Annotated in this window: 12 protein-coding genes; 8 read left to right on the top strand and 4 right to left on the bottom strand. The window is 72.1% G+C overall.

Translation table 11 applies throughout. The features are described 5' to 3' along the window. Positions 1-2: 2 nt before the first annotated feature. The 3 genes from ACZ7J0_RS22050 to ACZ7J0_RS22040 form a co-directional block, all read right to left on the bottom strand. Complete coding sequence (locus ACZ7J0_RS22050) at positions 3-2,171, bottom strand: lipopolysaccharide biosynthesis protein (protein ID WP_470889838.1); 2,169 nt, start codon at positions 2,169-2,171, stop codon at positions 3-5. 4 nt (positions 2,172-2,175) lie between these two features. After that, on the bottom strand, positions 2,176-3,324 hold the full coding sequence (locus ACZ7J0_RS22045; protein ID WP_470890099.1) for a DegT/DnrJ/EryC1/StrS family aminotransferase: 1,149 nt from the start codon (positions 3,322-3,324) through the stop codon (positions 2,176-2,178). Between the two features lie 168 nt (positions 3,325-3,492). After that, positions 3,493-4,356, bottom strand: a complete 864-nt coding sequence (locus ACZ7J0_RS22040) for an RNA polymerase sigma factor SigF (RefSeq protein ID WP_470890097.1) — start codon at positions 4,354-4,356, stop codon at positions 3,493-3,495. Between the two features lie 242 nt (positions 4,357-4,598). Here ACZ7J0_RS22040 and ACZ7J0_RS22035 point away from each other — a divergent pair, with 242 nt between their 5' ends. The 6 genes from ACZ7J0_RS22035 (at position 4,599) to ACZ7J0_RS22010 (ending at position 9,702) form a co-directional block, all read left to right on the top strand. Then, positions 4,599-4,967, top strand: coding sequence for an STAS domain-containing protein (locus ACZ7J0_RS22035; protein ID WP_468710239.1), 369 nt, complete (start codon positions 4,599-4,601; stop codon positions 4,965-4,967). 79 nt (positions 4,968-5,046) lie between these two features. After that, positions 5,047-5,511: an ATP-binding protein gene (locus ACZ7J0_RS22030; protein ID WP_470889835.1), complete on the top strand. Its 465-nt coding sequence runs from the start codon at positions 5,047-5,049 to the stop codon at positions 5,509-5,511. A gap of 153 nt (positions 5,512-5,664) precedes the next feature. Next, the gene (locus tag ACZ7J0_RS22025) at positions 5,665-6,327 is read left to right on the top strand and encodes a peptidase (protein ID WP_470889834.1); all 663 of its coding nucleotides are present in this window, start codon (positions 5,665-5,667) and stop codon (positions 6,325-6,327) included. 23 nt (positions 6,328-6,350) lie between these two features. Continuing rightward, positions 6,351-7,208, top strand: coding sequence for a COG1470 family protein (locus tag ACZ7J0_RS22020; RefSeq protein ID WP_470889832.1), 858 nt, complete (start codon positions 6,351-6,353; stop codon positions 7,206-7,208). Beyond that, positions 7,205-8,329, top strand: coding sequence for a hypothetical protein (locus ACZ7J0_RS22015; RefSeq protein ID WP_470889831.1), 1,125 nt, complete (start codon positions 7,205-7,207; stop codon positions 8,327-8,329). Before ACZ7J0_RS22020 ends, ACZ7J0_RS22015 begins: the two co-directional genes overlap by 4 nt. 14 nt (positions 8,330-8,343) lie before the next feature. Then, positions 8,344-9,702 carry a hypothetical protein gene (locus ACZ7J0_RS22010; protein WP_470890095.1) on the top strand — a complete coding sequence of 453 codons (1,359 nt, stop codon included), beginning with the start codon at positions 8,344-8,346 and terminating at the stop codon, positions 9,700-9,702. Positions 9,703-9,768: 66 nt separating this feature from the next. Here the strand turns inward: ACZ7J0_RS22010 and ACZ7J0_RS22005 are convergent, their stop codons facing one another. Further along, positions 9,769-11,286, bottom strand: coding sequence for a peptide MFS transporter (locus tag ACZ7J0_RS22005; RefSeq protein WP_470889829.1), 1,518 nt, complete (start codon positions 11,284-11,286; stop codon positions 9,769-9,771). A 460-nt stretch (positions 11,287-11,746) separates the two neighbouring features. Here ACZ7J0_RS22005 and ACZ7J0_RS22000 point away from each other — a divergent pair, with 460 nt between their 5' ends. Both ACZ7J0_RS22000 and ACZ7J0_RS21995 read left to right on the top strand, forming a co-directional pair. Then, the gene (locus ACZ7J0_RS22000; protein WP_468710228.1) at positions 11,747-12,424 is read left to right on the top strand and encodes a response regulator transcription factor; all 678 of its coding nucleotides are present in this window, start codon (positions 11,747-11,749) and stop codon (positions 12,422-12,424) included. A gap of 132 nt (positions 12,425-12,556) precedes the next feature. Next, positions 12,557-13,828 (top strand): ATP-binding protein, encoded by a 1,272-nt coding sequence (locus tag ACZ7J0_RS21995; protein ID WP_470889827.1) that lies wholly within the window; start codon positions 12,557-12,559, stop codon positions 13,826-13,828. The last annotated feature ends 6 nt before the right edge of the window (positions 13,829-13,834 follow it).

The raw sequence follows: 13,834 nt of genomic DNA, 5'->3' as shown, positions 1-13,834 counted from the left end.
GCCTAGCCGCGCCGCCGGCCGGCCAGGACGGCCCCCGCGGCGGCCACGCCCAGCCCCAGCGAGACGGGCAGCGCGGCCGCCGCGAACGCCTGCTGCGCCGCCCAGCCCGCCGCCACCAGCACCCACAGCACGCACGCCGTGAGCCGGCCCCCGGCCCCCACGGCCCGCAGCAGCGCTCCGGCCGACAGCAGACAGAGCCCCTGGAGCACGAGCGGCAGCAGCCGCAGGAAGCCCCCGGAGCCGTCGGGGCCCATCCCGCCCGGCAGGAGCCCGGCGAGGGCGTCCACACCGGGGCCCGCGGCCTCCGGCGGGCGCACGCCGAGCAGCAGAGGGGCCGTGTGCAGGGCCAGGAAGGTCACCAGCAGGACGGCCCCGAGGAGGACGGGACGCAGTCGCCGGAGCGAGAGCGCCGCACTCTGCCCGACGATCAGCAAAATGCCCGCGGTGAGTGTCAGCGGGGGAAGCGCCGCCAGCAGCTCCGTGCCGGACAGGCGGCGGCCGCCGAGATCGCCGGGCGCCCACGCGAGGGGGATCCAGAACAGCCCGACGGACAGGCCGAGCAGCAGCCACAGCCAGTCGGTGAGCCGCTCCTCGTCGACGTTCCGCTCGGTGCGCGGGCCCCCCGGCCCGTACACGGGCAGGCCGAAGGCCGGCGTCGCCGCGTCGTGCGCCCCGTGGAAGCAGGCGGCCCCGCGGGCCCAGTCCGTGCCGTACGCCGGGGTCTCCTCGGCCCACGCCGCCGCCCCGGCCGCCGCGGCGGGCCGTTCGGCGGCCCTGCGCGCCCAGTCCGTGCCGTACTCGCTCCGCGTGCCCTTCCTGCCCGCGCCGAGTGCGGCCCGCAGCCCGGGGGCCGACACCGCGGCCATCAGGGTCATGGAGGCGAGCACCGCGAGCCCGGCCCCGGAGATCCCGGCCGTGCCCAGCAGCACGGCGGCGCTGCCCAGGACGAGGGCGCACATCGCGCCCTGGAGGGCGGCCAGGGCGCCGGTGCGGCCCTGCACCCGCAGAACGCCGATGTAGAGCTCCACGGCCACCCTCGGCAGGGCGGCGGCGGCCAGCAGGCGCAGCACCAGAGTCCCGTGCTCGGCGTAGTCCGCTCCGAACGGCGCGAGGATCCGCGGAGCGAGGACGACGAGGACCAGGACGACCGGGACGAGCAGGACCGCCATCCGCCGCAGCGCTCCCCGTACGCCCTCGGCGAGGCTCTCGGGGCTGTGCGAGGCGTGAGCGGTGAGCGAGGAGGCCATGTTGATGGCCATGAACTCCATCGTGCCGCCGACCGTGTACGCGGTGTAGAAGAACGCGTTGTGCGCGGCGTCGAAGCGGACGGCGACCATCACCGGCAACAGGTTGATCATCGCGAGGCTGAACAGCGCGCCGACCGAGTCGCCGGCCATGAAACGGCCGATCTCCCGCATCTGGGGCGGTTCGCGGTCGCGGTCCTCGCGCGCCTGCTGGGGGATGAGCCGGCGGAACACCAGCCACCCCAGGGGCAGCACCGACAGGGCGATCGCCGCCGACCACGACACGAAGACGCCGAGCACGGGCAGCGCGGTGGCGCACAGGACGAGCAGCAGCAGCTTGCCGAGCGAGAAGACGGCGTTGCCGACGGGCACCCAGATGGCGCGGCGCAGCCCGGTCAGCACCCCGTCCTGGAGGGTGAGCAGCGCCCAGCCGACGCAGGAGGCGGTGAAGAAGACGCCGGCGCTCAGCGTGCCGAGCGGGGCGTACGAGGGCCCCCACAGGTCCAGCGTCAGCAGGAAGCCCCCACAGGCCACGGTGACGACGAGGGAGCTGACGAGGTAGATCCGGCGGACCAGGGAGCCGGTGGCCCGGCCGGCGCGCGGGACGTACCGGACGACCGCGCCGATCATGGTGGTGGCGGTGAGGGAGGCGAGCAGGCGCTGGGCGGCGATCGCGGCGGACCCCTGGCCCACGGCGTCCTCGGAGTAGTAGCGGGCCGCGACCAGCCAGAAGCCCAGGCCGAGGGCGGCGGAGACGCCGGTGGAGAGCATCAGCGCGTAGGCGTTGCGGAACATCGAGTCCCCGCCGTTGCCCCCGCTCGCGCCGTCGTGCCCGGCCCCCTCGTCCGGCCCGGGTCCCTCCGTACCGGCCCCGCGCCCGTCCCCGTCGCCGGCGTCGGGCCGGCGCAGCCGTACGGTGTCGGCCACCGCCTCAGCCGCCGTCCGGGCCCGGCGCCCCGGCCGGCTCGGCGCCCGAGGCGCGGAGCACCCGGATCACCTCGTCCGCCCGTGTCGGGTCCACCGGCAGTGCGTGCCGGGCGAACCAGCGGGCCGCGCCGGGCGCCGGCGACGGGTCGGTGAACGGCTCGCCCGCGTAGTCGTCGAGCGGCGGGTCGTAGAGGTACCCGGTGGTGATCCGGCGGCGGGCCAGCGCGGCGATCGCCGCGTCCCGGTCGGCGACCAGCAGTGGCACCCGGAACAGCGGCTGGGCGGGCCCGGGGCCCGGAGCCGCCCAGGGGCTCTCGCGCAGCCGTCGCGCCCCCGCGAGGTGGGCGGCGAGCGTGGCGTCGAGCCGGCCGAGCAGCCGCTCGGTGCGGCGCAGCCGCGCCGGGCCGGGCGCGAGCCGGTAGTCGTGCATGTCGACCCGTACCCAGGAGTGGAAGGGGGAGAGCCCGGGCGCGGCGGCCACGGCCTGCTTGAGCTCGCCCGGTCGCAGCGGCATACGGATCTCCTCGCGCTCCTCCATGCCGAGGAGCCGCATCGTCGCGCGGGCGGCGCCGACGAGCCGCAGGCCGCGTACGGCCGCCTCCGCGTACGGACGCAGGAGATAGGAGGCCTCGGCGCTCGGACGTGACGGGCGCAGCAACGCGTCGCGGGCGGCGGTCAGTTCCTCCCGCAGGCCGGGATCGGCGAGTGCGAGGAAGCCGCCGGTCTTGGCTCCGGTGTGCTTGGAGAGGCTGAAGACCGCCGCCTCGCCGAAGGTGCCGACGGGTCTGCCGTCCACCGTGGAGCCGATGGCGTGGGCGGCGTCCTCGATCAACGGGATGCCGAGCGCGTCGCACCGGGCCCGCAGGGCGGCCGCCGGGTCGGGATTCCCGTAGAGATTGGTGGTGAGGACGGCCGACAGGCCGCGCCAGTCGCCCGGGGGGATCGCCGCGAGGTCGATCGATCCGTCGCGCGGGTCGAGCGGCGCCTGCACCGGGCGCAGCCCGGCCGCCAGCACCACGAAGAAGATGACGTCGTCGTTGACCGGTGACATGAGCACCCGGCCGCCGGGCTCGCACCAGTGGCGCAGTGCCAGGAAGAGACCGAGCCGGCACGACGGCACGTACAGGCATTCCCTGCCGAGACGGCCGCGCATCCGCTCTTCCAGAGCGCCGTACGCCGCCGGGCAGCCCTCACCAGAAACCATATGATTCCCCCCTGAGCCCCGCCCAAATGTGGCGCATAGGGACGGTGCCGTCAATAACGCGGAAGGGCCCGTCCCCAGGGGAACGGGCCCTTCGGCCATCCGGGCGGCTCCGGGCCGTCACTCCTCGAGCGTCAGGCCCTTCCGGAGCCTGGTGAGGGTGCGGGTGAGCAGCCGGGACACGTGCATCTGCGAGATGCCGAGCTCTTCGCCGATCTCGGACTGGGTCATCCCGGCGACGAAGCGCAGAGAGAGGATCGTGCGGTCGCGCGCGGGCAGCGACGCGATCATCGGCTTCAGCGACTCGACGTACTCGATGCCTTCGAGGCCGTGGTCCTCATAGCCGATACGGTCCGCGAGGGCGCCCTCGCTGTCGTCCTCCTCGGGCTGGGCGTCCAGCGAGCTCGCGGTGTACGCGTTGCTCGCCGCCATGCCCTCGACGACCTCTTCCCTGGTGATGCCGAGCTTGTCGGCCAGCTCGGCGACGGTCGGCGAGCGGTCGAGCTGCTGGGCGAGCTCGTCGCCGGCCTTGGCGAGGTCGAGGCGCAGTTCCTGGAGGCGGCGCGGCACGCGCACCGACCACGAGGTGTCGCGGAAGAACCGCTTGATCTCTCCGACGATCGTGGGCATCGCGAAGGTCGGGAACTCGACGCCGCGGCTGAGTTCGAAGCGGTCGATGGCCTTGATGAGGCCGATCGTCCCGACCTGGATGATGTCCTCCATCGGCTCGCTGCGGGAGCGGAACCGGGAGGCCGCGAACTTCACCAGCGCCAGGTTGAGTTCGACGAGGGTGTTGCGGACGTAGGCGTGGTCGTGGGTGCCCTCTTCGAGGTTCTCGAGACGCGCGAAGAGCGTCTTCGACAGCGCGCGCGCGTCGAGCGCGGTCACGTCCTCGTAAGGAGGGATCTCGGGAAGATCCAGGGGCGCGGGCGGAGTTGTCGACGGCGCGGGCGGGGTGCGCGGGGCGTCGAGCCGGGGTGACATGGTCTCCTCCATCATGGTCGGCATGAGGCAGCCGGTGCCTTCCTTGCTGCTGCGGTGTGCGGCGCCTCCAAAGCCGGCCGTGGTCGGGTGTGTCTCTACTAGCCCTACCCGCTCGGGATGGATCGGTGCAAGTGTCAAAAGTCCATTTCGCCCCTTATGTGGGGGACTCCGACTACCGCGGAGTGTGGAGAAGGGCGTAAGGTTCTGCGAGCGTCAACGGCATCGACGAAGAGGGGCGGGCAATGGATCGCGGCACGGTAGGCAGTGCTCATCGGGGCCGTCTCCTGGTCGAGGTCCGGACCGAGGGCACCAGCGAGATCGTCACACCGGTGGGTGAGCTCGATCACCACACCGCGGATCTGTTGCGTACGCCACTCGAAGCCGCGCTCGACGAGGGCAGATCTCGGCTCATTGTCGACTGCTCACGGCTTGAATTCTGTGACTCCACCGGTCTGAACGTGCTGCTGAGCGCCCGGCTCAAGGCCGAGGCCGCCGGCGGCGGTGTCCACCTCGCCGGCATGCAGCCCGTCGTGGCCCGTGTGTTCGAGATCACCGGCGCTGAAGCGGTGTTCACCCTGCACGACTCGCTCGAAGCGGCCTTGTCCGATTGAGCCTGCGGGTGCCTGGGCACCCGCACCCTGGAATCGATACGAGTATTGGCGACTGGTGAATCGGTGAGGTGAAGCGCTGATGGGCACCACCCGGCAGCATCCGCCGAGCGACGTCGGCCCGGAGCCGGATGGCGACGGGCGGGTGCGTACGCTCGCGCTCGGTGGTGCGAGCGGCATCGTTCCGCTCGCCCGGGACTTCACCCGGCAGGCGCTGAGGGACTGGGGCTGGCTCCCGGCCGCCACGGCGGACCGCAGGGCGGCAGCCGAGGACGTGCTCCTCGTCGTCTCCGAACTCGTCACCAATGCCTGTCTGCACGCCGAGGGCCCCGAGGAGCTGCGCGTCTCGTACCTCGCCAAGGCCCTGCGCCTGGAGGTCACCGACCGCGGCGCCGGGCAGCCCACGCCCCGCACCCCGCACCGCGCCGGACGGCCCGGCGGGCACGGCATGTTCATCGTCCAGCGGCTCTGCCTGGACTGGGGGGTCGTCCGCACACCCGGGGCCCCGGGCAAGACGGTGTGGGCGGAGCTGGCCGCCCCCGCCTAGCGACCTCTGAGGTTTGTGGAGTTGTTGTCGAGCACGCCGATACGGCGTGCTCTTTGTCTTCCCTCGACAGGACCCCGGGCGTACCTTGAGCGCCCAATCTGATGTGCCGTCAGAATTCGGCCACGTCAACGTCCGGCATGAGGGGAAGTCAAGGTGTCGTACCAGAAGCGGACAGCCCGCACGCTGGCGGCGGCAGCGGCGGCGGGCTCAGTGGTACTGATGGCCGCCCCCGCCGCGCACGCTGCCGTCGTCGACGTCAACTACGCCTGTCAGACGAAGATCGGGCCCAAGAGCGCCGTCTCGCCCGTCGACATCAAGGCGGTCAAGAGCGGCAGCGGCTATGAGGTCACGATGTCCTTCGACAAGGGCGTGTCCGACAGCCCGATCGAGCTGCCCAAAGGGGTCATGACCCCGCGCGCGGTGCTCAAGCTCGGCGGCGCCGACAGCGGGACCGTCGCGGTCAAGGGCGTCCCGAACTCCGCCGCCATACCGCCCAACACGCCCATTAAAATAGGGCAGTTGACCGGCACGTACACGCCGAAGAAGAGCGGCAAAGTCACCTTCACCGCGGGGGTGCTCACGGTCCACGCGCTCGGCATGGACGCCGCCACGTGTACGCCCTCCAACAACCCGAAGCCCTCCCTCGAACTCGACGTGGTGGCGGCCGGCGGCTCCGGAAACTCCCAGCCCACCGGCGGCGAGCTCCCCAAGACCGGCCCGCTCGACTCCGCCGCGGCGCTCGGCACCCTCGGCGGCACCGTGGTGCTGACCGGCGCGGCCGGGGTGCTCTGGCTGACCCGGCGCTCGGCGAGCTGATGCGGGCGCGGCGGGCGTGGGGCGTGGCCGCCGCCGCGCTGTTCTGTGCCCTCGGCGCCCCCCTCGCCCCCGCGGCGGGCGCGGCCGGCCCGGTGTGGACGGCCCAACCGGCGTCCGGGCCGGGCGTCGGCAGACCGTACGTCTACCTGGAAGGCGTTCCCGGCACCGTGCTCGAGGACAAGCTCTCACTGACCAACCCCGGTACCGGACCGCTGACGGTACGACTGTCCGCCGGGGGGCCTTCGGGTACGGGCCCATGGACCCGGTTCACACAGGCCACCGTACGGGTCCCGCCGCGCACCCGGGCCCTGGTCCCCTTCTCCGTCACCGTGCCCCGGAACACCGCGCCGGGCGACCACGCGGGCGCCCTGGTGGCGACGGCCGGCGGGCGGGAGGCGACGGTGCGCCTCCATCTCCGGGTGAGCGGCGCGCCGTTGCCCGCGCTCACCGTCGAGGACGTCCGCCTCACCTCGGGGCGCATCCACTACGCCCTGGTCAACCGCGGCAACACGGTCCTCGCGCCCCGTCTCGCCGTCCACGCCGACGGCCTCTTCGGCGCCGTGCTCGACCGCCCCGCGCGATCGCTGTCCCTGGAGCTCCGCCCCGGCGCCCGGGTCGCACGCACCGAGCCGTGGCCCGACGCGCCCGCTCTCGACGCGGTGACCGTGCGGCTGACGGCCACGGCCCCGGGGGCCGCCCGGGCGGAGGGCGGCGACCGGGCACTGTTCCTGTCCTGGACGCGGATCGCGACGGCCGTGGCGGGGGCGGCGGCGCTCGCCGCGGCGGTGACGGTGTGGCGGGTACGCCGACCGGGACGTCCGAGGGTGCCCGAAGTCCCCGAAGCGCAAAGGGACATGGTGATGGCGGGAGCGGACTCATGACCCTGCGTACCGGAGCTCTGACCGCCCGGGCGGTCCGCCCGCTGAGCCTGCTCTGCCTGGCGTCCCTGCTGGCGCTGGTCGCGCTGCCCGCGCTCGTTCTCGTACCGGCGGAGCGGGCGCGGGCGGCCGCCGATCCCAAGCCCGCCGTGTCTCTGTCCCAGCGGGAGGCGGGCAAGGGCGGGGAGATCACCGTCAGCGGCACCGGCTGGCGGCCGGGAGCCCTGCTGATGCTGCTGATCTGCGGTCAGGGCACACCCGACAAGGGCGTGATCGGCGGCACCAACTCCTGTGCCAACTCCGTGGGCCGCGCGGCCACCGTCGACACCAGGGGGGCGTTCAGCCAGAGGATGCCGGTGGCCGAGCCGCCCACGCCCTGTCCCTGTGTCGTCCATGTGGCCGGGGTGACCGGCGAACGCGCCACCGTGGACGTCGCGTTCACCGTCGCGGGCCACCCGGTCGCCGATCTTCCCGCGCAGAACGGCGACGGCAGGCTCGCCGTACTCGACACGGTCCGGCTCGAAGGGTCCGGCGGTGTACTCGTCTGGTTCGGCGCCCCGCCCTCCCGCGAGATCACCTTCACCGTCGGAAATCTGGGCTCCGCACCGGTCAAGGACCCCGTCTTCCAGGTGGGCACCAGCCATGGCGTCTACGCGCCGCAGTGGGAGGAACAGCAGTGGCGCGGCACCGTCGCACCCGGCATGAAGGCTCGGGTGCGACTCCCCGCCCAGCTGTCCGCCGGCGCCTACGGCGACTACCAGGTGTCGGTGAAGTACGCGGGCACCGTGCTCGTCGAGCAGCCGTGGGGCGTGGGGCGGCCATGGGGCGTGACGCTCTTCTGGCTGCTGCTCGCCGTCGTGGTCCCGGCCGCGCTGTTCCGGATCGGCATGGCGGTGGTGGACCGCGTGCGGCCGCGCGGGCCCTCCAAGGCCCCCGGCCGAAGTCCGTACAAGAAGGCGTCGAGGAGGCGGGACGGGCCCGGGCGGCACCGCCCGCCCGCCGAGCCCGCCACCGGCACCGGCACCGGCTCCGCTCCCGCCCGTCCGAGCACCGCGGCGCTGCCGTGGTTCACACCTGACTCCGCACCGTCAGAGAACAGACCGACGACGAAAGGACATTCGTGAGCACGCAACGGAGGATGAGCGCGGCCGGGGTCGCGCTGATGCTCGGCGGCGCGGGAATTGTGCTGGCCGCGAGCCCCGCGCAGGCCGCCGAGGTGTCGTACAAGACGGAGTGCATTCCGCCCGCCATCTCCGGCCTGCCGCCGGTGAACGGGACCACCAAGGTGCAGATCACCGCACCGGCCGAGGCGAAGGTCGGGGACGAGGTCGAGGTGGTGTGGAAGACGGTCGCGGCCGCTTCCAAGAACCCCGACATCCTCGACCTGGAGAAGGACACGGTCAAACCGACCGGCGTCATCAAGCTCGGTGGCGCGGGTAGCGGCACGCTCTCCATGGAGGGCCCCCGGCAGAATCCGCCGATCCCCAAGAACAGCCCCATGGTCCTGCCCGACATGAAGGGCAAGCTCAAGCTGGAGAAGGCCGGCGAGATCACGCTGACGCCGGACAAGTACACCATCAACGTCTCCAAGCCGATGTCCACGGACACCAAGTGCTCACCGAAGGAGACGGTCGCGGTCGGTGCGACGATCAAGGTGACGGCGGGCGGCGGGTCGTCGGGCGGTACGACGAGCAGCGGTGGGTCGACCTCCGGTGGGTCGACGGCGTCCGGCGGGACGACCTCGGGCGGCACGGCGTCGGGCGGGACGACCACCTCCGGGGGGACGACCACCTCCGGCGGTTCGACGGCGTCCGGCGGGTCCACGGCCGGCGGGTCCACCGGCGGCGGTGGAGGACAGACCGACTTCCCCGGCAAGGAGGTCGCGGTCCAGTTCGCGTGCCAGTCCCCCGGCCCGGCGACCATCACCTCCAAGGTGACGATCAACGCCAAGAAGAACGGCGAGAGTTACGACCTCACCGTGAAGACCGCCAAGGGCGTCATGAACAGCCCGGCGCCGCTTCCCGCGGGCGCCCTCAAGCCGTCCATGGCGGTCAAGCTCGGCGGCGCGGACAGCGGCACGGTCAAGGTCGAGGGACCCGCCAACGCCGCCCCGCTGGAGCAGGGCAAGCCGGTGGACCTCCCCGACATGAAGGGCACGTACAAGCCGGGGGCGACCGGCAAGTCCACGCTCAGCCCCGGCACTCTGACCATCAACGTCTCGCTCGGTGGTTCCCCGATCGTCATCCCCTGCGCGGTCAAGGGCAGCGCCGACGCCTCGCTGACCCTGGACACCGCGAAGCAGGCCGGCGGCGCCTCCGGAGGTGACTCCTCCGGCTCCGGCTCCGGAGGCACGGACAGCGGCGGCGGGCTCGCCGAGACGGGCGCCGAGGACGAAGGCGCCCTTCGCGCCCTCGCCCTGGTCGCGGGCACGGTGATCCTGCTGGGCGGGGCGGTGTTCACCTTCACCCCGTGGGGCCGGCTGCGCGGTACCCGGTAACGGCGGAGGGCCGCCGCACCGGATCCGGTGCGGCGGCCCTCACGACCGTACGTGCGACCCGCGAGGTCAGTGGACCTCGCCCATCATCGTCTGGACCTTCTTGCGGTACATGTAGACCGCGAGGCCCGCGGCGGCCGCGAGCGTGGCCTGAAGGGCGATGATGCCGGTGCCGTTGAGGTCCACGCCGGCCAGCGAGATCAGACCGGTGACGCAGTCGCCGGCGGTGACGGCGAGGAACCAGACACCCATCATCTGGGAGGCGTACTTCCGCGGAGCCATCTTCGTCGTGACCGAGAGGCCGACCGGGGAGAGGCACAGCTCACCGATGGTCTGGATCATGTAGATCGAGACCAGCCACATCGGGGAGACCTTGCCGTCGGCCGCCATGCCCATCGGGACGATGAAGACGAAGAACGAGGCGCCGACCGCGACCAGACCCATCGCGAACTTCACGATGGTGTTCGGCTCCTGGTTCTTACGGGCCAGCCACAGCCACAGCCACGCGAAGACCGGCGCCAGCGCCATCACGAACAGCGGGTTCAGCGACTGGTACCAGGTGGCGGAGAAGTCGAAGCCGAAGACGCTTCCGGCGGTCTTGCTGTCCGCGAAGAGGGACAGCGTGGAACCACCCTGGTCGTAGATCATCCAGAAGATGGCGGCGGCCACGAAGAACCAGATGTAGCCGTTCATCTTGGACTGCTCGGTCTTCGACAGGTCCTTGTCGCGCTTGATGCGGACCAGCACGGCGACCGGGATGATCAGGCCGGCGAGGGTCAGCGGGACGAGCGCCCAGTTCAGCGTGTAGGCACCCAGGGCGATGACGGCGCCGTAGAACGCGGCGACGACGACGACTCCGCCCACGAGCCTGACGAGCACGCTCTTGCGCTCGGCGGGGCTCAGCGGGTTCGGGACGAGGTTGCTCTTCGGGCTGAGGTTGCGCGTACCGATGAGGAACTGCGCGAGGCCCAGGCCCATGCCCACCGCGGCGAGCGCGAAGCCCATGTGCCAGTTGTGCTCCTTGCCGATCGTGCCGATCACGAAGGGAGCGACGAAGGCGCCGAGGTTGATGCCGATGTAGAACAGCGTGAAGCCGCCGTCCCGGCGCGGGTCCTCGGGGCCGTCGTAGAGGTGGCCGACCATCGTGGAGATGTTGGCCTTCAGCAGACCCGAACCGGCCGCGACCAGGATCAGTCCGACGAAGAACATCGCCTGGCCCGGCAGGGCCAGAGACAGGTGGCCGGCCATGATCACGAAGCCGGCGATGGTGACGGTCTTGCGGGCACCCCAGACGCGGTCACCGAACCAGCCGCCGGGCATGGCCATCAGGTAGACCATCGAGACGTACACCGAGTAGATGGCCGTGGCCGTGGCCGCGGTCATCGCCAGTCCGCCGCCCTGGCTGCCGGTCGCGGCGTCGGCGCCGCCCGAAACCAGGTAGTACACGAGAAGGGCGCGCATGCCGTAGTAGGAGAAGCGCTCCCACATCTCGGTCATGAAGAGAGTGGCCAGGCCGCGGGGGTGGCCGAAGAAGGACTTCTCGGATCCGGTGGTACTGGCCGAGTCCTTCGTCAGGCTGGACGCCATGGTCGATCCTTGCTTGCTCGGGACGCGCTGCTTTGTGAGCTGTCGACGCCCGTGTGGGGGAGGCCGGCACCGGCGAGGATTTCGTTCCACCCCACGCCCGGGGGTTCGCACCGTGTGGGGCGGCAGCGGGAGAACGGTCCACATCGGGATCCACGCCCCGGACGCGTCATCGCGCCGCGGAGCCCGGCCCATAGGTCATTCACTGTCCTCAAGACTGGCAAAACCGGTCTTGCGCAGAAAAGAGACCCTTGGCAGGGCGAAGCAGGCCAAAGGTCCCCGTGTAGTGCGTCGCCACCATACGTCAGGACAGTGCCCCATATGGAAGTGATTGAGAGATGGATCACAGGTGTCGCCGCAACCGTCGGCGGTGTTTCGAAGGTGTGGACCAGGATCCCATCCCGAACCGCAGGCCTGATCCATCACTCCCCGGGGTGCCTGCCGTCCGGACTACCATCACCCCATGACCCGTGTACTGCTCGCCGAGGACGACGCATCCATCTCGGAACCGCTGGCCCGCGCCCTGCGGCGGGAGGGATACGAGGTCGAGGTGCGCGAGGACGGACCGACCGCGCTCGACGCCGGACTCCAGGGCGGAGTGGACCTGGTCGTGCTCGACCTCGGCCTGCCCGGCATGGACGGCCTCGAGGTCGCCCGGCGGCTGCGGTCCGACGGGCACACCGTGCCGATCCTGGTCCTGACGGCCCGTGCCGACGAGGTGGACACCGTGGTCGGCCTGGACGCCGGCGCCGACGACTACGTCACCAAGCCGTTCCGCCTCGCCGAGCTGCTCGCCCGTGTCCGCGCCCTGCTGCGGCGCGGAGCCACGGAGCCCGCGCCGGCGCCCGCCACCCACGGCGTACGGATCGACGTCGAGTCGCACCGGGCCTGGATGGGCGACGAGGAGCTCCAGCTCACGGCGAAGGAGTTCGACCTGCTGCGGGTCCTGGTCCGCGACGCGGGCCGGGTGGTGACCCGCGACCAGCTGATGCGCGAGGTCTGGGACACCACGTGGTGGTCCTCGACCAAGACGCTCGACATGCACATCTCCTGGCTCCGCAAGAAGCTCGGCGACGACGCGGCGAACCCGCGGTACATCGCGACGGTACGGGGCGTGGGTTTCCGCTTCGAGAAGAGCTGACGGTCCCGTCCGCCGGCGCCGACGGTCCCGTTCCGTCCGGCGCCGTGGCCCCGTACGTCCGGCCCCGTGCGCCGGGCGCCTAGGCTCTGAGGCGCACCCCGTACGTTCGCGTCACCCCCGCCCGGAGGGCCCGTGCGCCGTCGTCTGATCAACTCCACGCTCGCCGTGGTGCTCGTCGTCATCGCCGTCTTCGGGGTCTCCCTCGTCATCGTCGAGACCCGCACCATCAGCAGCAGCGCGCAGGAGAGCGTGGACTCCGAGGCGCTGCGGCTGGTCAGCATCGTCGACAGCCGCCTCATCGGCGGGGAGCCCGTCAACCCCGACATCCTCGCCGAGCAGAGCGGCGCCAAGCGGTACGCGCTGATCACCATCCCCGGTCGCGCCCCCATCGAGATCGGCACCCGCCCGGGCGGCAGCGTCATCCGGGGCGTCGCCAAGGGCGAGCGGGGCGAGAGCGTCACCGTCGAGGAGTCGCGCTCCACGGTCACCGCCGAAGTGGGCCGCACGCTGCTCATCATCGGCATGGTCGCGCTGCTCGCCGTGATCGCCGCCGTGCTGCTCGCCGTACGGCAGGCCAACAAGCTCGCGTCGCCGCTCACCGACCTCGCCGAGACCGCCGAGCGCCTCGGCTCCGGCGACCCGAGGCCGCGCCACAAGCGGTACGGCGTCCCCGAGCTGGACCGGGTCGCCGATGTGCTGGACGCCTCCGCCGAGCGGATCGCCCGGATGCTCACCGCCGAGCGCCGCCTCGCCGCCGACGCCTCCCATCAGCTCCGCACCCCGCTGACCGCGCTCTCCATGCGCCTGGAGGAGGTCGCCGTCGCCGACGACCTGGACACCGTCCGGGAGGAGGCGACCGTCGCGCTCACCCAGGTCGAGCGGCTCACGGACGTCGTCGAGCGGCTCCTCACCAACGCACGCGACCCACGGACCGGCTCCGCCGTCGCGTTCGACTTGGACGAGGTCGTCAAGCAGCAGATCGAGGAGTGGCGGCCGGTCTATCGCAGCGCGGGCCGGGCGATCGTCTGCTCCGGACGGCAGGGGATGCGGGCCGTCGGCACCCCGGGCGCGGTCGCCCAGGTGCTCGCCGCGCTGATCGAGAACTCGCTCATGCACGGCGGCGGCACGGTCGCCCTGCGTACCAGGGTCACCGGCAACCAGTCCGTGATCGAGGTGACCGACGAGGGCCCGGGAGTCCCCGCCGACCTCGGCGCGCGGATCTTCGAGCGGACCATCAGCGGCCGCAACTCGACCGGGATCGGGCTCGCCGTCGCCCGCGACCTGGCGGAGGCGGACGGCGGACGCCTCGAACTGCTCCAGCAGCAGCCGCCGGTCTTCGCGCTGTTCCTGGGCCGGGAGGTCCGCAGCCGCAAGGAGGAACCGGAGCCGCGCACGGTCCGGTAGGAGGTT

This window comes from Streptomyces sp. NPDC038280, from assembly GCF_055600045.1.
This window is presented reverse-complemented; position numbering and strand designations above follow the sequence as displayed.

Excerpts from the sequence above, each read along its gene's own strand:
- ACZ7J0_RS22015 (WP_470889831.1), top strand. The coding sequence starts at position 7,205 with ATGACCCTGCGTACCGGAGCTCTGACCGCCCGGGCGGTCCGCCCGCTG.
- ACZ7J0_RS22035 (WP_468710239.1), top strand. The coding sequence starts at position 4,599 with ATGGATCGCGGCACGGTAGGCAGTGCTCATCGGGGCCGTCTCCTGGTC.
- ACZ7J0_RS22045 (WP_470890099.1), bottom strand. The coding sequence starts at position 3,324 with ATGCGCGGCCGTCTCGGCAGGGAATGCCTGTACGTGCCGTCGTGCCGG.
- ACZ7J0_RS22005 (WP_470889829.1), bottom strand. The coding sequence starts at position 11,286 with ATGGCGTCCAGCCTGACGAAGGACTCGGCCAGTACCACCGGATCCGAG.
- ACZ7J0_RS22040 (WP_470890097.1), bottom strand. The coding sequence starts at position 4,356 with ATGTCACCCCGGCTCGACGCCCCGCGCACCCCGCCCGCGCCGTCGACA.
- ACZ7J0_RS22000 (WP_468710228.1), top strand. The coding sequence starts at position 11,747 with ATGACCCGTGTACTGCTCGCCGAGGACGACGCATCCATCTCGGAACCG.
- ACZ7J0_RS22010 (WP_470890095.1), top strand. The coding sequence starts at position 8,344 with ATGAGCGCGGCCGGGGTCGCGCTGATGCTCGGCGGCGCGGGAATTGTG.
- ACZ7J0_RS22030 (WP_470889835.1), top strand. The coding sequence starts at position 5,047 with ATGGGCACCACCCGGCAGCATCCGCCGAGCGACGTCGGCCCGGAGCCG.